The sequence below is a fragment of the Microbacterium sp. PI-1 genome (assembly GCF_004337555.1).
Classification (GTDB): Bacteria; Actinomycetota; Actinomycetes; order Actinomycetales; family Microbacteriaceae; genus Microbacterium; species Microbacterium aurugineum.
Genome location: NZ_SJYZ01000001.1, coordinates 85,160 through 103,908, shown reverse-complemented (window position 1 = coordinate 103,908; position 18,749 = coordinate 85,160). Strand labels below are relative to the sequence as shown.

The 18,749-nt window shown below is 68.0% G+C and carries 14 protein-coding genes; 2 read left to right on the top strand and 12 right to left on the bottom strand.

What is annotated here, in order from left to right; translation table 11 throughout:
- Nucleotides 1–10: 10 nt before the first annotated feature.
- Nucleotides 11–2,845 (top strand): FAD-binding and (Fe-S)-binding domain-containing protein, encoded by a 2,835-nt coding sequence (locus tag E0W80_RS00475; protein ID WP_131490895.1) that lies wholly within the window; start codon nt 11–13, stop codon nt 2,843–2,845.
- Between the two features lie 75 nt (nt 2,846–2,920).
- Here E0W80_RS00475 and E0W80_RS00470 read toward each other — a convergent pair whose 3' ends face one another.
- From E0W80_RS00470 to E0W80_RS00445, 6 genes are all read right to left on the bottom strand, one after another.
- Nucleotides 2,921–4,261, bottom strand: coding sequence for an alpha-L-fucosidase (locus E0W80_RS00470; RefSeq protein WP_131490894.1), 1,341 nt, complete (start codon nt 4,259–4,261; stop codon nt 2,921–2,923).
- Nucleotides 4,258–5,802 (bottom strand): M81 family metallopeptidase, encoded by a 1,545-nt coding sequence (locus E0W80_RS00465; RefSeq protein ID WP_282579212.1) that lies wholly within the window; start codon nt 5,800–5,802, stop codon nt 4,258–4,260. Before E0W80_RS00465 ends, E0W80_RS00470 begins: the two co-directional genes overlap by 4 nt.
- A 67-nt stretch (nt 5,803–5,869) precedes the next feature.
- Nucleotides 5,870–6,817 carry an ROK family protein gene (locus E0W80_RS00460; protein WP_240740424.1) on the bottom strand — a complete coding sequence of 316 codons (948 nt, stop codon included), beginning with the start codon at nt 6,815–6,817 and terminating at the stop codon, nt 5,870–5,872.
- Between the two features lie 29 nt (nt 6,818–6,846).
- A complete protein-coding gene (locus E0W80_RS00455) occupies nt 6,847–7,755 on the bottom strand; it encodes a carbohydrate ABC transporter permease (protein ID WP_131490891.1) in 909 nt (302 codons plus the stop codon).
- Nucleotides 7,745–8,650, bottom strand: coding sequence for a sugar ABC transporter permease (locus E0W80_RS00450; RefSeq protein ID WP_047519224.1), 906 nt, complete (start codon nt 8,648–8,650; stop codon nt 7,745–7,747). The genes E0W80_RS00455 and E0W80_RS00450 overlap by 11 nt, the downstream gene beginning before the upstream one ends.
- Before the next feature lie 42 nt (nt 8,651–8,692).
- A complete protein-coding gene (locus E0W80_RS00445; protein ID WP_131490890.1) occupies nt 8,693–9,952 on the bottom strand; it encodes an extracellular solute-binding protein in 1,260 nt (419 codons plus the stop codon).
- Nucleotides 9,953–10,154: 202 nt separating this feature from the next.
- Between E0W80_RS00445 and E0W80_RS00440 the strand changes: the two genes are divergently transcribed.
- Nucleotides 10,155–11,306, top strand: a complete 1,152-nt coding sequence (locus E0W80_RS00440; protein WP_131490889.1) for an ROK family transcriptional regulator — start codon at nt 10,155–10,157, stop codon at nt 11,304–11,306.
- Between the two features lie 19 nt (nt 11,307–11,325).
- On the opposite strand, the gene E0W80_RS00435 is transcribed toward E0W80_RS00440, so the two are convergent.
- The 6 genes from E0W80_RS00435 to otsB form a co-directional block, all read right to left on the bottom strand.
- Nucleotides 11,326–12,591, bottom strand: coding sequence for an alpha-L-fucosidase (locus tag E0W80_RS00435; protein ID WP_131490888.1), 1,266 nt, complete (start codon nt 12,589–12,591; stop codon nt 11,326–11,328).
- Between the two features lie 103 nt (nt 12,592–12,694).
- Nucleotides 12,695–13,723: a ketol-acid reductoisomerase gene (ilvC, locus tag E0W80_RS00430; protein WP_047519233.1), complete on the bottom strand. Its 1,029-nt coding sequence runs from the start codon at nt 13,721–13,723 to the stop codon at nt 12,695–12,697.
- A gap of 85 nt (nt 13,724–13,808) precedes the next feature.
- Nucleotides 13,809–14,318, bottom strand: coding sequence for an acetolactate synthase small subunit (gene ilvN / locus E0W80_RS00425; RefSeq protein WP_017830816.1), 510 nt, complete (start codon nt 14,316–14,318; stop codon nt 13,809–13,811).
- Between the two features lie 3 nt (nt 14,319–14,321).
- Nucleotides 14,322–16,124 (bottom strand): acetolactate synthase large subunit, encoded by a 1,803-nt coding sequence (locus E0W80_RS00420; protein ID WP_047519234.1) that lies wholly within the window; start codon nt 16,122–16,124, stop codon nt 14,322–14,324.
- A 51-nt stretch (nt 16,125–16,175) separates the two neighbouring features.
- Entirely contained in the window at nt 16,176–17,894 is a 1,719-nt protein-coding gene (gene ilvD, locus E0W80_RS00415; protein WP_047519236.1) for a dihydroxy-acid dehydratase, read from the bottom strand.
- A gap of 9 nt (nt 17,895–17,903) precedes the next feature.
- On the bottom strand, nt 17,904–18,701 hold the full coding sequence (otsB, locus tag E0W80_RS00410) for a trehalose-phosphatase (protein ID WP_131490887.1): 798 nt from the start codon (nt 18,699–18,701) through the stop codon (nt 17,904–17,906).
- Nucleotides 18,702–18,749: the final 48 nt, after the last annotated feature.

Genomic DNA, 18,749 nt, shown 5'->3' with positions numbered 1-18,749 from the left:
GAGGAGCACCGTGCCGACCACCCTCGCCGAACCCCTGGACACCGCATTGCTGGGTACCAGGACGCAGGTCCATTCCCGCTCCATCGACCGCTTCGCACGGGCCCACGACGCGTCCCACTATCTGCTCATCCCGGATGCCGTCCTCTCCCCCGCAGACGCCGAGGGCGTGGCGCGCGCCTTCGGCGCAGTCCGCGCCGCCGGGCGCACGATGACGTTCCGGTCCGGAGGCACCAGCCTCTCGGGGCAGAGCGTGAGCGGCGACATCCTCGTCGACACGCGCAGCAACTTCCGAGACATCCGGGTGGAGGACGACGGGGCCTCGGTGCGGGTGGGACCCGGTGCGACCGTACGTCAGGTCAACACACGCCTGTCGCGCTACCGCCGCAAGCTCGGCCCCGACCCCGCGAGCGAGATCGCGTGCACGATCGGTGGCGTCGTCGCGAACAACTCCAGCGGAATGGCCTGCGGGATCACCGAGAACTCGTATCAGACGATCGAGTCGATGACCGTCGTGCTCCCGAGCGGGACGATCCTCGACACCGGCCGCCCGGATGCGGGCGAGGTGCTGCGCGCGGCGGAACCCGAGATCGTCGCGGGCCTGCTCGACCTGAGAGCACGCCTGCTCGCCGCCCCCGAGCACGTCGCCTTCCTCCGCCAGCAGTTCTCGATGAAGAACACCATGGGCTACGGGCTCAACGCGCTGCTGGACTTCGACGACCCGGTGCGCATCCTGGAGCATCTCATCATCGGGTCCGAAGGCACGCTCGCGTTCGTCGCGGAGGCTCGATTCCGCACGATCGAAGTGCGACCGTCGATCGCGACGGGACTTCTCGTGTTCGAGACGCTCTCGGCGGCGATGACGGCGCTCCCCCACCTGACCCGGCTCGGTCTGGCCACCATCGAGCTCCTGGACGCCGCATCCCTGCGGGTCGCTCAGGGACTGAGCGATGTCCCCTCTGCGATCGCCGAGATCGAGGTCCAGGGTCACGCCGCTCTCCTGGTCGAGGTCCATGCCGCCGACGCGGACGCTCTCACCGCGTCGAGCACGAAGGCGCAGTCGCACTTCGAGCAGCTCCCGCTGGCCGTGCCCCCGCGCCTCACCACGGATGCGAGTGAGCGCGCCGCTCTGTGGCATGTGCGCAAGGGGCTCTACACCGCGGTCGCCGGTGCGCGCCCGTCCGGTACGACGGCGCTGCTGGAAGACATCGTGGTACCCGTCCCCCGGCTCCTCGCCACCTGCGAACGCCTGATCGAGCTGTTCGCCGAGCACGGCTACGAAGGCTCGGTCATCTTCGGGCACGCCAAGGACGGCAACGTCCACTTCCTCCTCAACGAACGGTTCGACGACCCCGACAGCGTCGCGCGCTATCGGCGGTTCACGGACGACCTGGTCGAACTCGTCCTCGCGCAGCAGGGATCGCTCAAGGCCGAACACGGCACCGGCCGCATCATGGCGCCGTTCGTGCGTCGCCAATACGGCGATGAGCTCACCGACATGATGTGGGAGATCAAGGCGCTGTTCGACCCCGACGGCATCCTGAATCCCGGAGTCGTCCTCTCCGATGACCCTGACTCGTACCTGCACGACCTCAAGCGGGTGCCGACGGTCGAGAACGAGGTCGACCGCTGCGTCGAGTGCGGCTACTGCGAACCGACCTGCCCGAGCAAGAGCATCACGCTCACCCCACGCCAGCGCATCGTGATCCGCCGCGACATGGCATGGGCCGAGGAGCAGGGCGACACCGAGCTGCTGCGCGACCTGCAGAAGGACTACGACTACGACGGCGTCCAGACCTGCGCGGTCGACGGCATGTGCGGCGTGGCCTGCCCGGTCGACATCAACACCGGTGATCTCGTACGTCGGCTTCGAGCGGAGCAGTCGAACTCCGTCGAAGGCGCGGTATGGGGCACCGCAGCCAAGCACTGGGGCACGGTCACGCGCGCCGGCGGAGTCGCGCTCACCGTCGCCGATGCCCTCCCTTCGCCGCTCGTGCGCGGGGTGACGCATCTCGGCCGCGCCGTCTTCGGTGCCGACACCGTGCCTCTGTACGACGGCGGGCTCCCGCACGGCGGTTCGAAGCCGCCGCGCCCGGAGTTCCCGGCCGATGCGCAGGCCGTCTTCTTCGGTGCCTGCATCGGGACGATGTTCGGCGCGGAAGGCGACGGCGAGGGCTCTCGAGACGCACTCCGGACCCTGCTGGACCGTGCGGGTATCGCCGTCGTGATCCCCGAGGAGAACGGAGGCCTGTGCTGCGGCACGCCGTGGAAGTCGAAGGGTCACCTGGACGGTTACGCCCTGATGTCGGACCGGGTGCTGGAGTCGCTGTGGGAAGCCAGCAGGCACGGGGAGCTTCCGGTGGTGTGCGACGCGGCGTCGTGCACAGAGGGCCTGGACGTGATGCTCGCGCAGTCGGTCGCGAAGAACCCGCGCTACGCAGGCCTGCGGATCGAGGACGCCACGACGTTCGTGGCACGCGAGGTGCTGCCGAAGATCTCCGTGCCGGCCAAGCTCCCCACGGTGGCCGTGCATCCGACTTGTTCCACGACCGCGCTCGGCGCGACCGGAGCATTGACCGCGATCGCCGCGGCCGTCGCTGACGACGTGTTCGTCCCCGAGGGATGGGGCTGCTGCGCCTTCGCGGGCGACCGCGGCATGCTGCACCCGGAGCTCACGGCCAGTGCGACCGCCCAGGAGTCCGCGGAGATCGCCGAAGCCGAGAGCACCCGCGGCGACTTCGACGCGTTCGTGTCGGCGAACCGCACCTGCGAGATCGGGATGACGCGCGCCACCGGCCGACCGTACCGCCACGTGATCGAAGTCCTCGAGGAGCTCACCCGGCCCTGACACCCGGTGCACACAGCGAGGGCACTCCCGGATCGATACCGGGAGGGCCCTCGCGTGGTCGCGATCCGGTCCGTCTCAGCCAGCGGACAGGACGGCGACAGCTTCCTCGCGCAGACCGGCCGGGATCACAGCGACCGTGCGGTCGTCCGTGGATCGCTCGGCGACGGAACCGTCCGCCCAACGCAGGTCGGAGCCCAGGAGCTCCGCGGGCAGCTCCAGCGTGCCGACGCTCGGATCGAGCGCATGCACATGCACGGTCGCGCCCGTGGTCGTGTACCGCCGCGGCGCTCCGGTCCGCTCGCCCATTCGAACCCACGGACGGGTGCCGTAGATCGCCTCGCCGTTCGTCTCGAGCCACGCGCCCAGCTCGCGCATCGCGCGCCGCTGAAGTTCCGGGATCGATCCGTCGGCCGCGGGACCCACGTTGATCAGCAGGTTGCCGTTCTTGGCGACGACGTCGACGAGCAGCCGGATCAAGGCGGCTCCCGACAGCGAATGACGCTCATCCTCGGCCTGGTTGAACCCGAAGGAGTAGCCCAGGCCTCGAGTCGACTCCCACGGCTCCGGGATGATCTCCGGGATGTCCGTGTACTCCCGCGTGAGGAAGCCGTGATACGGCACGCCCCACCGGTCGTTGACGACGCCGTCCGGGACGGCCTCGAAGTATCGCTCCAGCAGCGCGGCGACCGCATACTCGTCGCGCCCCTTGCCGCCGTCGGGCCACTCGATGTCGTTCCACAGCACGTCGGGCGAGAAGCGCGTGACCAACTCGTCGAGCTGAGCTGCCGAGTACCGCGCGAAATGGGCGTCGTTGCGGCGGAAACGGAACAGATCGGTGTCGGACTCGATCGGCGGGAAGTCGCTCACATGCCAGTCGAGCGCGCCCGAGTAGTACACGCCGAACTTCGCGCCCGCGCGCCGGGTGGCATCGTGGAACTCGGAGATCAGGTCACGGCGCGGCCCGCGCGCGACCGCGTTGAAGCCGGTGGTCTCGGTGCCCCACAGACAGAAGCCCTCGTGGTGCTTCGTGGTCGGGATGATGTACCTGGCCCCGGCGCCGACAAGCTCGCCGACGAAGGCATCCGCGTCGAACGCCTCGGCGTCCCACCGATCGGCGAGGTCCTCGTAGGAGGTCCCCGGCCCGAACAGCTGCTGATGACGCTCCCAGGTCGGGCTCCCCGCGATCCGCACGGTGTTGCCGTACCACTCGGCGTACTGATGCCAGGCGTACGCGTCCTCGGTCGGGATGTTCACGCCCTCGCCGTGCTGCACGGCCCACGCCGGCACCGAGTAGAGCCCCCAGTGCACGAAGAAGCCGAGCTTGGCGTCGCGGTACCAGTCGGGCACGCTCTGCGTCGGGTACGTCGGAGCATCCGCGCCGAGGTCCGGCCCGGTGCGCTTCTCGAAGTTCATCATGCGGTCGGCTCCTCTGCGGCGCCGCGGCGGACGACCACGGCTTTCAGGTCGGGGTTTCCCTCGGGGTCGAAGGGGTAGACACCGGGGCGTAGACGGTGGTGACCGAGACGGAGGAGGTCCTGGTCGACACCCCCGGGGGTCAACGCGAGAGTCCAGCCCGCGGCGAGTTCGTACAGCTCGGGTTCGAGATAGCCGATCTTCACCACCACGATGTCCGCGGTCGTCGGCTCGAGGCCCAGCACCCGGAAGTCGGAGAGGTGATGGAACGGCTTGCGACGCTCCGTGATGATGGCGTGGAGTCCACCCGCCGCGATCACGACCTGCGTGCCTGCGTCCGGATCTCCGTCGGTGATCGAGAAGACGGTCCCGGTGATCGTCACGGGGCCGTGCGGGCCATCGTCGACCCGGGCACCCGCCACGATCGTGATCGTCGCCCCGACGCCCGCGTCGACCGCCTGCGCGACCGCCTCGGGATCGAAGATCGACGCCACCAGGGTCGTGCGGTCGGTTCCGGTGAGTTCGGAATGCGCGAGCAGGTGTGCAAGGGTCCACGTCACATCGCCCGCCCCGCCCGCCGTCGGATTGTCACCCGAGTCCGAGATCAGGTAGGGGTGGGGCGCGCCCGGCGCGAGCGCCTTCTCGAGCGCCTCATCGAGCGTGCCCGTCTCAGCGACGAACACGAAGTCCTCGCGAGCCTCCCAGAACATGCGGGCCACCCGCTCAGCCTCACGCGCGATCAGCTCCCGATCGTCGCCGGTGACCACGACGTACGCCTGACAACGGGATTCGTCGGCCCAGGCGTAACCGATCCAGACCGAGGCATCGACGACGCCCGGAAGCGCCTCGATCTCGGGCAGCTCGGCGTAGATGCTGCGTGCGGGCTCGAGCCGGGTGCTGGTCTTCTCGCCGGGGAGCAGGACCGGGACCGGCACCCACGCCACGAACGGCCGACGGCCCAGCGGGTCGGCGCCGTGCGGCCCCCGCAGCCGGGCGAGGAGGTTCCACACCGCCCGTTCCTTGGTGTTCATCCAGTCCTCGTGCGGTGCCATCCGGTAGCACGTGAGCAGGTCGACCGCGTCGCGCAGCACCTCGGAGACGTTGCCGTGCAGATCCATCGATGTCGAGACCAGCGTGTCCGGCCCCAGTGCCGCCCGCACCGCGAGCGCGAGGTCGCCTTCGGCGTCGTCGAGCCCGACGACGCTCATCGCTCCGTGGATGTCGAAGAAGAAGCCGTCGAAGGGGCCCTGCTCGCGGATGCCCTCGACGATGGCGTCCTTCATCCGACGGTAGGTCTCGGGCGCGACGGCACCACCGGGCAGCGAGCGACCATGAGTGAGGGGCACCCACTCGGCGGCCGCAGCGAGCTCGCGCCCGTCGTCGAGGAACGGGTAGTAGCTGCGCAGAGCCTCACCGGTGCGAACCGTGAAGGCTTCGTCGCCCGAGATGTGCGGGGAGAACGTGCTCGACTCGATGGAGATCCCGGCGATACCGATCCGGGGCTGCGCGAGCCCCCCGTCGGCGACGGTCGGAAGCGGACCCATCCAGATCTCGTGGGCTTCGGGACGTACGGTCACGTGATGTGCTCCTTGTCGGTGCGGGAGGTCGGGCTCAGTGTGCTCCCGCCGGGACCAGAGCCCGGCGGGCGGTCTCGATGGCGCCGAGAGCGACGGCATCGGAACCGAGGACGGCGGGGACGATGCGCAGAGGGATCCCGGACACCGGGGAATCCGTGTGCAGAGTACGCGTGATCGCGGGCTCCAGAAGATCCCAGGCCGACGTCACGCCTCCTCCGACGATGGCGCACGGCAGGTCGAGGATCGTCGCTGCGCTGGCGCAGGCGAGGGCGAGTGCGCGGCCGGCGGCGTCGAACACCGCGATCGCCTGCACATCACCCGCTCGTGCGCGATCCGCGACGACTCTCGCGTCGCGGACGATGTCGCCGGTGCGCTCCTGGTACCGCATCGCGATCGACGTACCGGACGCCAGTGTCTCGAGGTGCCCGACCTGCCCGCAGGTGCAGACCAGCTCGCTGTAGCCGGGTGTGTGCCCGATCTCCCCCGCGGCACCGTGCGGTCCGTGGTGGAGCTCACCGTCGATGAGGAGCGCGCCTCCGACCCCGGTGCCGAGCATCACGCCCAGCACGTCGCGGTCCTCGCGGCCGGCGGCGGCGGCTTCGCCCAGGAGGAACGCGTTGACGTCGTTCTCCACACGCACCGGCACCCCCAGTCGCTTTTCCAGCTCCTCGGCGAGCGGGAAGCCCGCCCACCCGACGAAGGTCGCCGAGGCTGCGCGGATCGTGCCGCTCTCGTGGTCGATGACGCCGGCAGCGCCGACACCGGCCGCCGCGAGCGAGACACCGGCCTCGGCGGCGAGAGAGGCGGCGAGACCCGCGGCTGCATCGGCCATCGCCGCACCGCCCTGCGCTGCGGGGGCGCCGACGCTCCCCCGTGCCAGCACCGTCCCCTCGCTGCTCACGAGGAGCGCAGCGATCTTGGTGCCTCCGATGTCGATACCGACGACTCCCGAGCCGGATGGGCTCGAACGCGTGACGGGCATGGTGGTCCCCTGTTCCTGACCGATCATGCTCAGCGGCCGCCCAGTCCTGCCATCGCGATGCCCTTGACCAGGTGCTTCTGCAGCACGATCACGAGAATCGTCGTCGGCACCATCGAGATGATCGCCGCAGCCATCTGCAGGTCCCAGCGCGTCCCGGTGAGTCCGGCGAAGCTCGCGAGACCCACGGGGAGGGTGCCGTGCGCGTTGTAGTCGACCGTCACGATGAGCGGCCACAGGTAACTGTTCCAGAAGGACAGGAAGGTGAACACGGCGAGCACCGCGACCGCCGACTTCGACAGCGGCAGGATGATCTGCAGGAACGAGCGCACGGGCCCGGCGCCGTCGACGCGCGCGGCCTCCTCCAGCTCATACGGGATGCCGCGGAAGAACTGCCGCATCAGGAACGTGCCGAACGCACCGAACGCGAACGGGAGCACGAGCGCCTGATAGGTGTCGACCCAGTTGAACCACTGCATCACCTGGAACATCGGGATCACGAGCACCTCGGCGGGCACCATGAGCGTCGCGAGGAACAGCACGAAGACGGCGTCCCGTCCCTTCCAGCGCAACCGCCCGAAGGCGTACCCGGCCGTGGTCGACACGATCAGCACGACGAGCGTGCCGAGGATCGCGACGATGAACGAGTTCATGATGTAGGTGAGGAACGGGCCGTAGGCGAAGACGTCGACGAAGTTGCTCCAGCGAAGCTCCGACCCGACCAGGGTCGGCGGCATGGAGAACATCTCCGAATTCGGCTTGAGCGCCGAGAAGAACGCGTAGACGAGCGGGGAGATGAAGATCAGCGCTGCGACGTAGATCGCGACGTGCGCGAGGATCAGCCGCACACGCGACGCCGGTGTGGTCGCGGCACCCCGTGCGCGCTCGCGGTCCGAGCGGCCGGCGCGGCTTGTCGGGCGGACGAGGGTCTCAGTGCTCATAGTGCACCCACTTCTTCTGCGCGGCGAACTGGAGACCGGTGATCGCGATGATGATCGCGAAGAGGATCCAGGCTGCCGCGGCGGCGAGGCCGAGGTCGCCGAAGGTGAATCCCTGCTCCCAGATGTACATGACGAGCGGCTTGGTGGCGTTGCCGGGGCCGCCGCCGGTGAGCATCTGCGGCTGTACGAACACCTGCAGGGACGTGATCATCGTCATGATGGTGGCGAAGAAGATCGAGGGCGAGATCATCGGGATGATGATGCTCCACACCCGTCGGAGTCCTCGGGCGCCGTCGATGCTCGCCGCCTCCAGCACGCTCTCGGGGAGCTGCTCGAGTGCGGCCGAGAAGATCAGCATGTTGTAGCCGAGCCCCTGCCAGACGCTCATCACGACGACCATGATCATCGCCCACGACGGGTCGGCCAGGAAGTTCGGCAGCTCGATGCCGAACCACGTCTGCGAGAGGCCGTTGAAGAGCCCCTGTGGCTGCAGCATCATCTTCCACACCAGCACGTTCGCGACCATCGGGGTCACGACCGGGATGAAGAAGAGGACGCGCAGGGCACCTCGCCCGCGGATCCGCGACCCGAGGCCGAGAGCGAGCACGAGCGAGAGAGCGACACTCAACGGCACGTACAGCAGCGTGTACACCGCCGAGTTGCGCAGCGCAGGCCAGAAGTCCGGGCTGCTGGTGAACAGCTTGACGTAGTTGTCCACCCCGTTGAAGTTCCGCTCGCCGAAGGTCGGCCAGTCGAAGACGCTCATCACGATCGAAAGGCCCACGGGCACGATCGTGAACAGGGCGAGCCCGATCAGGGCGGGGCTTGCGAACCCCAGCGCCTGACCGGCCTCGACCTTGGCGAGCGATCGTCGACGTCTCGTCGTGATCGTCATCTCATATTTCTTTCTTTGTCACCACTGACGGCCGAAGCCGGATCACTCGCCGAACTGGGCCTGGGCGTTCGACAGCAGCTCGTCCATCGTCATCTGGCCGTTGTAGACGCTGACGAGGTTGGGCTGGATGTAGCTGTCGAGCTTCTGCCAGTTCTTGGTCATGTACAGCGGGACGGTGTCACCGAAGGCCGCCTCGAAGACCGACTGCACCTGCTCGCGGTACTCCTCATCGATGGACTCGAAGTACAGCGGCTGCGACGACGTGCGTGCCGGGTACGAGCGGCCGGACGACGCGATGTAGTCCTGAGCGTCCTCGCCGAGCAGCGAGCCCATGACCTTGAGCGCCGCCTCCGGGTTCTCGCAGTTCGCCGAGATGCCGTAGCCGGAGCCGAGGATCGGGCCGGGGTTGCCGTCGACACCAGCGGGCAGCGGGACCATACCGGCCGCGAAGCCGGACTCGTTGTTCAGGTAGCTGACGGCGTTCCACGTGCCGTCGACCGCCATGGCGGCGTTGCCACCCGTGTACTGGTTCTCGCCCCAGCCGGTGTCGGAGGCGGATGCCACGGGGGCGGCGACCTTCTTCTCCGTCACGAGCTCGGCGTACCACGTGGACGCGTCGACGAACGCCTCGTCGTCGATGTGCAGGGTGCCGTCCTCGGAGGCCGGCTGCGTCGCGGAGTACGCGATCGGCATCGACATCCACTGGTATCCGCCCATGCCCATGCCGAAGCCGTACTTGCCGTCCTTCGTCGCGTCGGCGGCGATGGCGTCGAAGTCGTCGAACGTCCACCCGATCTCCGGCGTCGCTGCGCCGGCAGCGGTGAGCATGTCCTGGTTGTAGTAGACGAGCATCGTGGCCACGTCGAACGGCACGCCGTAGACCTTGCCTTCGAAGCTGAGGATGCCGTCGGCGCTCGGGTTGAAGTCCGCCCAATCGATGCCGGCCGTCTTGAGGTCCGCGTCGCTCAGCTCACGGAAGGCACCGGTGTAGCCACCGAGCTGCGCGCCGCTCATACCGGTGACGCAGGCCATGTTGCCGCTGGCCATGTTCGTGGTCAGCTTCGTGAAGAAGTCGCTCCACGGCGAGGTCTGCAGCTTGATCTTGATGTCGGGGTTCTGCTCCTGGGCGAATGCGACCTGCGCCTCGAGGGCATCCACGTCGGACTCGCTGCCTGCCCACATGTCGACGACGATCGTGTCGCCGTCGGCGGAACCACCGTTGCCGCTGCTGCTCGCGCAGCCGGTCATCGCGACTGCGACGCCGGTGACGGCGACGACAGCCCCTACACGCAACTTCTTCATTGAATGCCTCCTGGAAGGGAACTAGTTGCTTCGCGGGTCGAAACAACCTAGTAGGATTTCGTATGAAGTTACCGTTTCACACTTCGCAAGAGGCCGCAAGCTGAACATCCGATGTTTATCGGAGCTTGATAATTCGTAACTCCCGGGAAACATGACCATCCCCTACTACGCTGACGAATGCTCCGACCAGGAAAGTGCTCCCATGCCAAACCCCGCTGACACCGCCGTCGACGACCCGCACACCCGCCGCATCCTCGACCTCGTCGCCCGCGGCGAGGCACGCTCCCGCACCGAGCTCGCCGCCGCACTCGGCGTGGCCGCCTCGACCGTGGGCCTCCGCGTGCAGTCCCTGCTCGACGCCGGCGTGCTGCGCGAGGCCGGCGACGGCACGTCACGAGGTGGACGCCGCCCGCGGGTGCTGCAGATCTCCGCGGACGGTGTCGTGCTCACCGCCGACCTCGGCGGCGGCCACGCGCGTATCGGCAGGCACTCCCTCAGCGGTGCTCTCCTGGACAGTCGCTCGATCACAGTCGATGTGACCGAGGGGCCGGAAGCCACGCTCGACCGCATCGGCGAGGTCTTCGACCAACTCGCCTCCGAGTCGCGGGTCCACGCGATCGGCATCAGCCTGCCCGGTCCCGTCGACATCGCCACCGGCACGGTCGACCAGCCGTCGCGCATGCCGGGATGGCCGGGCTTCCGTGTCGGCACCCATCTCGCGACGCGCTACGGCGTGCCGGTCGCGGTCGACAACGACGCCAACCTCGCCGCACTCGGCGAGCATCGCGAACGCTTCGGGCACACCGGGCACAGCATCACGGTGAAGGCCGGCACCGCCATCGGAAGCGGCATCATCGTCGATGGACACGTGCACCGCGGGGCGACGGCCGCGGCAGGAGACATCACCCACACGCGGATCGACGGCAGCGGCGACATCCCGTGCTCCTGCGGCAACACCGGCTGCCTCGAGACGGTGGCCAGTGGGGCGAGCCTCGTGCGCCAGATGCGCGAGCGCGGCAACGAGGTGGTCCGCACCACGACCGACGTGCTGAGCCTGGCGCGCGACGCCGACCCCCTCGCGACCACCCTGGTCCGCACGGCGGGAACCCATCTCGGCCAGGCGCTGTCAGGCGTGGTGAACTTCTTCAACCCGCACGCGGTGTTCCTGACCGGCAGCATGAGCGCCTCGGAACCGTTCATCGCCGCCGTCCGCAGCCGCGTCTACGAGGCATGCCACCCCCTCGCGACCCAGCGACTGCGCATCGAGGCGGCGACGACCGGCGCCGACGCGATCCTCCACGGCGCCGCACGCCTTGCGCTCGAAGGCATGGAGATACCGGTGACGACGGCCTGAGCCGTCGCCACCGTGTGGATCATTCGTCGATGAGCGTCAGCTCGACGACCGGCACCAGCACCTCGGGACGCCGCACCGGCAGATGCACGGTGAGCGTCCCCTCCGCCTCCCCCGCGGGCGTCATCAGATCAGCCTGACGGTCCGGGTCGGACACACTGGTCTGCAGCCAGGATCCGTCGTTCAGCAGCCGCGCGTAGGAGACCTTTCCGGCGAGCTCCGGAAGGTGCACGAAGCCCATCGGCCAGCTGAACAGGCTCAGGTAGAGCTTGTTCCCGCGCCGGGTGTAGACGCCCTCGCGTGGCGGGGTGAGCGGCGCATGCCCGGCCCCGATCACGGCATCACGGTGCAGACGCATCCACTCGCCGATCTCCGCCAGGGTGCGGGCATCCCGGGGCGCGATCGCACCACGACCGTCAGGGCCGATGTTGAGCAGCATGTTCCCGCCCATCGACACCGAGTCGACGAGCATCTGCACGAGCAGCGTGGCGGACTTCTGGTCCATGTTGTCCCGGTGATAACCCCAGGAGCCGTTGAGCGTCTGACATGCCTCCCAGGTCAGCGGTACACCGTCGCGCACGATCGGTGCGGTGGGCTGATACTGCTCCGGCGTGACGAAGTCGGCGGGGATCCCGAGCCGATCGTTGACCAGCATGTCGGGCTGGAGCTCCCGGCACAGCGCGAGCAGGGTGGTCGCATCCCAGTCCTCGGGCCCTTTGCCCGCCCACCCCTCCTTGCTCTCGGGGTAGGTGAAGTCGAAGAAGAGGTAATCGATCTCCCCGTACTCCGTCAGGAGCTCTCGCACCTGACCGTGGAGGTAGGCGCGGTATCGGGCCATGTCACGCCCGACGTTGAGTTCGTGGGCGTTCTCGTCGTCGCGGCGCGGATGGTTCCAGTCGACGGTGAAGTCGGGGTGATGCCAGTCGATGACCGAGTGGTACAGGCCGACCTTGATCCCCTCCGCGCGCAACGCTTCGACGTACTCACGCACGAGGTCGCGTCCGACGTTCACCACGGAAGTGAAGTCGGTGAGCTTCGAATCCCACAGGCAGAAGCCGTCATGGTGCTTCGTCGTGAGGACGACATAGCCCATGCCCGCCTCCTTCGCGGTGCGTGCGAGGGCTGCGGCGTCGAAGAGATCCGGATCGAAGTGCTCGAAGTACGGACGGTAGTCCTCGTCCGTCAAACGCTCGTAGTTCTGCACCCATTCATGACGGGCTGCCCCGCTGTAGAGGCCGAAGTGGACGAACATCCCGAACCGGGCCCGGTCAAACCATTCCTGTCGCATGGCTCCCATCCTGACACAGACATCCGATGTCTGGCGTGATTTGGCGCAGACCACACAAAGAACGGGCGCCCCCGGAGGGACGCCCGTTCTTTCGAGAATCGAATCAGCGTGCCGCGCTGCCGTCGACGTAGTCCTCGTCCTGCTGCTTCCAGGCGAAGAGCGAACGCAGTTCCTTGCCGGTGACCTCGATCGGGTGCTGCTCCTCCTTGGCACGCAGTGCCAGGAACTCCTCCGCCCCGTTGTCCTGGTCATCGATGAAGCGCTTCGCGAAGGCGCCGGACTGGATGTCCGCGAGGACGCCCTTCATGCTCTCCTTGACGCGCTCGTCGATCACACGCGGGCCCGAGACGTAGTCACCGAACTCGGCGGTGTCGGAGATCGACCAGCGCTGCTTGGCGATGCCGCCCTCCCACATCAGGTCCACGATGAGCTTGAGCTCGTGCAACACCTCGAAGTACGCGATCTGCGGCTGGTAGCCCGCCTCGGTGAGCGTTTCGAAGCCCGCCTGCACGAGGTGGCTCACGCCACCGCAGAGCACGGCCTGCTCGCCGAACAGGTCGGTCTCGGTCTCTTCGGTGAAGGTCGTCTTGATGACGCCGGCGCGGGTGCCACCGATGGCCTTCGCGTAGGAGAGGGCGAGGTCCCAGGCGTGACCCGATGCGTCGCGCTCGACCGCGATGATGTCCGGGATGCCCCGGCCGGCGACGAACTCGCGACGAACCGTGTGGCCCGGAGCCTTCGGCGCCACGAGGATCACGTCGACGCCCTCGGGCGCGTCGATGTAGCCGAAGCGGATGTTGAAGCCGTGGGCGAAGGCGAGCGTCTTGCCGGCGGTGAGGTTCGGCGCGATCGACTCGCTGTAGATGATGCGCTGGTGCTGGTCCGGCGCGAGGATCATGATGACGTCGGCCCACTCGGTGGCCTCCGCGACGGTCTTGACCGGGAAGCCCGCCTCTTCGGCCTTCGCAGCGGACTTGGAGCCCTCCTTGAGAGCGATGGCGACCTCGACGCCCGAGTCGCGCAGGTTCTGCGCATGCGCGTGGCCCTGCGAGCCATAGCCGACGATGGCGACCTTCTTACCCTGGATCAGGGACAGGTCGGCGTCGGCGTCGTAGAAGATCTCGGTGCTCACTTTGTGTTTCTCCTTGTTCGTGACAGTGGTGCACGCCCTGCACGTCCGAGGACGGCGGGGCAGGTAGGTGTGATGGTCTGGAAGGTCAGCCGCGCAGGACGCGTTCGGTGATGCTCTTGCCGCCTCGGCCGATGGCGAGAAGACCGGACTGGGCGATCTCCTTGATCCCGAAGGGCTCGAGCGCGCGAAGCATCGCGTCGACCTTGCCCTTGTCGCCGGTGACCTCGATCACGAGGGCATCGGAAGCGTAGTCGACGACGGACGCACGGAAGAGGTTCACGACCTCGATCACGTTCGACCGGGTGGCGTTGTCGGTGCGCACCTTCACGAGCATGTGCTCGCGCTGCACGGACGTGGCGAAGTCGAGCTCGACGATCTTGATCACGTTGATCAGCTTGTTGAGCTGCTTCGTGACCTGTTCGAGCGGGAGCTCATCGACGTCGACGACCACCGTGATGCGCGAGATCCCGGGGACCTCGGTCACGCCGACGGCGAGGGAGTCGATGTTGAAGCCGCGGCGGGCGAAGAGCCCCGCGACACGGGTGAGAAGACCGGGGGTGTTCTCCACCAGCAGGCTCAGCACGTGGGTCGACATGGCTCAGTCCTCCTCGTCGAATGCGGGCGCGTGCTCGCGGGCGTACTGGACATAGCTGTTGCTGACTCCCTGGGGGACCATTGGCCACACCATCGAGTCGGCGCTCACGACGAAGTCGATCACCACGGGGCGGTCGTTCGTCTCGAGCGCGAGCTGGATGGCGGCATCCACCTCTTCTTCCTTCTCCACGCGGATCGCGAGGCAGCCGTAGGCCTCGGCGAGCTTCACGAAGTCGGGGATGCGGATCGTGCCGTGCCCGGTGTTGAGGTCGGTGTTGGAGTGGCGACCGTCGTAGAACAGCGTCTGCCACTGGCGGACCATGCCCAGCGAGGAGTTGTTGATGATCGCGACCTTGATCGGGATGTTGTTGATCGCGCAGGTCGCGAGTTCCTGGTTGGTCATCTGGAAGCAGCCGTCACCGTCGATCGCCCAGACGGCGCGGTCGGGTTCGGCGACCTTCGCGCCCATCGCCGCGGGGACCGAGTAGCCCATCGTCCCGGCACCGCCGGAATTCAGCCAGGCGTTCGGGCGCTCGTACTTGATGAACTGCGCGGCCCACATCTGGTGCTGTCCGACGCCGGACGCGTAGATGCCCTCGGGTCCCGTGAGCTCACCGATCCGCTGGATGATGTGCTGCGGGGCCAGGAGCCCGTCGGTCGTCGGAGCGTAGCCGAGCGGGAACTCGGTGCGCAGGCCGTCGAGGTATGACCACCACTCCGCGATGTCGGGCTTCACGCCCGCGGTCGCTCCGCGGAAAGCTGTGTCGAGATCGGTGAGCACATCGCGCACATCACCGACGATCGGCACGTCGGCGGTTCGGATCTTGGAGATCTCCGCGGGATCGATGTCGACGTGCACGACCTTGGCGTTGGGGGCGAAGAGCGCAGCCTTGCCCGTCACGCGATCGTCGAACCGTGCACCGAGGGACACCAGGAGATCGGCCTCCTGCAGCGCCAGCACAGCGGGAACCGTGCCGTGCATGCCCGGCATCCCGAGGTGCTGCGGGTGCGAGTCGGGGAACGCGCCGCGCGCCATCAGCGTGGTGACGACCGGAGCGCCCGTGGACTCCGCGAGCTCGAGCAGCTCGGCTGCCGCCCGGCCGCGGATCACGCCGCCGCCGACGTACAGGACGGGCTTCTTGGCCTCGGCGAGGAGGCTCGCAGCCGCTTGGATCTGCTTGCCGTGCGCCTTGGTGACCGGGCGGTAGCCGGGGAGGTCGATCTTGGGCGGCCACACGAACGGTGCCGTGGCCTGCTGCGCATCCTTCGTGATGTCGACGAGGACGGGTCCGGGACGACCGGTGCCCGCGATCTCGTAGGCCGCGGCGATCGCACCCGGGATGTCGGCGGCGTCCTTCACCAGGAAGGAGTGCTTCGTGATCGGCATCGTGATGCCCACGATGTCGGCCTCCTGGAACGCGTCGGTTCCCATCAAGGTCGAGAACACCTGACCGGTGATGGCCAGCAGCGGCACCGAGTCCATGTAGGCGTCGGCGATCGCCGTGACCAGGTTCGTCGCTCCGGGACCGGACGTCGCGATGCACACGCCCACCTTCCCGGAGGCCGAGGCATAGCCCTCGGCGGCGTGACCGGCGCCCTGCTCATGCCGCACCAGGATGTGGCGGAGCTCGGAGGCGTCCATGAGCGGGTCGTAGACCGGGAGGATCGCTCCTCCCGGAAGCCCGAACACGTCGGTGACACCGAGCAGCTCGAGCGAGCGCACCACGGCCTCGGCACCGGTGATCTCCGGCGCAGACGTTGGACGAGCGGGCGGCCTCGGCACGGCCGGGGCGGAATCAGCAGTCATGAGTTTCCTTCTGATGATCTCTGGAGGACGCCGGATGCCGGAGCGTCCGGGTCAGCCGGTCGTCGCTCCCTCGGCGGCGGACCGCACGAGGCGCGAGTACTTGGCAAGAACGCCTCGGGTGTAGCGCGGGGGAAGCGGCTCCCAGCCGGAACGGCGGGAGGCGAGCTCTGCGTCATCGACGAGTAGATCGAGAGTGCGAGCTGCGATATCGACCCGTATCAGATCACCATCGCGCACGAAGGCGATAGGACCTGCGTCCACCGCTTCGGGTGCTATGTGGCCGATGCACAGGCCGGTTGTGCCGCCTGAGAATCGTCCGTCCGTCAAGAGTAGTACATCTTTTCCGAGCCCCGCGCCCTTGATGGCCGCCGTGATGGCGAGCATCTCCCGCATCCCCGGTCCGCCCTTGGGGCCTTCGTAGCGGATGACGATGACGGTGCCGGGCTCGATCTCCCCGTCGGCGACCGCATCCATGGCGGCGCGCTCGCGCTCGAACACACGGGCGGGCCCCTCGAACACCGCGGCGTCGAAGCCCGCGGTCTTCACGACAGCGCCCTCCGGTGCGAGCGAGCCGTGCAGGATCGTCAGGCCGCCGGTCGCGTGGATCGGGTTGTCGAACGTGTGGATGACCTCGCCGTCGATCGGCATGGGGTCGAGGTCCGCGAGGTTCTCGGCCAGCGTCTTGCCGGTGACGGTGAGAGCGTCGCCGTGCAGCAGCCCCTCATCGAGCATCGCCTTCATGATCACCGGAATGCCGCCGTGACGGTCGACGTCGTTCATGACGTACTTGCCGAACGGCTTCATGTCGGCGACGTGCGGGACCTTGTCCCCGATGCGGTTGAAGTCGTGCAGGCTCAGCTCGACGTCGGCCTCGCGGGCGATCGCGAGGAGGTGGAGCACGACGTTGGTGGAACCGCCGAGAGCCATCGCCAGCGCGATCGCGTTCTCGAACGACTCCTTGGTCAGGATGTCGCGGGTCGTGATGCCCTGGCGGAGCAGGTTGACGACGGCCTCGCCCGAGCGGTGCGCGAAGTAATCGCGACGGCGGTCCGCGGCGGGCGGCGCGGCGGATCCGGGCAGGCTGAGACCGAGGGCTTCGGCGACCGAGGCCATCGTGTTCGCGGTGTACATGCCACCGCAGGCTCCTTCACCGGGAGCGATCGCGCACTCGATGCGCTTGAGGTCCTCTTCGCTCATGAGACCGGCACGGCACGCACCGACTGCTTCGAACGAGTCGATGATCGTGACGTCCTTCTCGGTGCCGTCGGAGAGCTTGACCCACCCCGGGGCGATCGAACCGGCATAGAGGAAGACACTGGAGAGGTCGAGGCGTGCACTGGCCATGAGCATGCCCGGGATCGACTTGTCGCAGCCGGCGAGCAGGACGGAGCCGTCCAGACGCTCCGCCATCATGACCGTCTCGACCGAGTCGGCGATGACCTCGCGGGACACGAGCGAGAAGTGCATGCCCTCGTGGCCCATCGAGATGCCGTCCGAGACGGAGATCGTGCCGAACTGCAGCGGGTACCCGCCGCCGGAGTGCACGCCTTCCTTCGCTCCCTGTGCGAGCCTGTCGAGGCTCAGGTTGCAGGGTGTGATCTCGTTCCAGCTCGAGGCGATGCCGATCTGCGGCTTGTCCCAGTCCGCGTCCCCCATGCCGACGGCACGGAGCATGCCGCGGGAGGTCGTGGCCTCGATGCCGTCGGTGACGACGCGGCTGCGGGGCTTGATGTCGATGGGCGCGCTGCTTGCAGGATCATGCGAGGACATGACGGAAGTCTATTGCCGCGCGGCGGTGCGTTCGTCCGCCAACGCCTCCAGAAGCTCGGCGATCTGTTGTGGAGTGTCCACACGCAGGGTCGCAGCGCTCTCCCCCGGGCCCACCCGCACACCGAGATCGTCCGGTCCCAGCACACGCATCGCGTCCTCATCGGTCACGTCGTCGCCCGCGAACAGGATGCCGGTGGCGTCGAAGCGCTCCCGCAAAGCGGTCATCGCGGCGTCCTTGCCCTCCGTGCGCGAGGAGAACTCCAGCACACGGTGTCCTGCCCGACGGCGCCAGTGCGGGAAGCGCTCGGCGACCAGCGCATCGATCTCGGCGAAGACGCGCTCCTCCGTCTCGCGATCGGCGCGTCGGGTGTGCACACCCATACCGAACGTCTTCGGCTCGAACTCGGCACCCTCGTAGCGCGCGATGATCGGCTTCGCGGCGGCCCAGAGCTCTTCCCGGGTGCCGTCCTCGTCGAAGGCGTCATGGACGGCGTCGGGGTCATCGCCGGGGAACCAGTACTGGGCACCGTGCGAGCCTGCCAGTGCGATCGCGGAGTCATCCGTGTGCTCGGTGATCACGCGCAGATCGTGCATGCTGCGTCCGGAGACGTAGGCGACGACCGTGTCGGGCAGCGCCGCGAGTCGCTCGACCTGGACGGCGACTTCGGGGAGCGCACGCGCGGCCATCGGGTCGGGCACCAGGGGTGATGCGGTGCCGTCGAAGTCGAGGGCGACGACCAGCCGAGGCGTCGCCGCCAGCGCGCTCAGGTCTTCGTCGGCGGTTCCGGGGGTCCAAGGGCGCGTCACAGCTTCTCCAATCCGCGGGGCGTACCCCGTGTCTCCATTGCGAGGTCG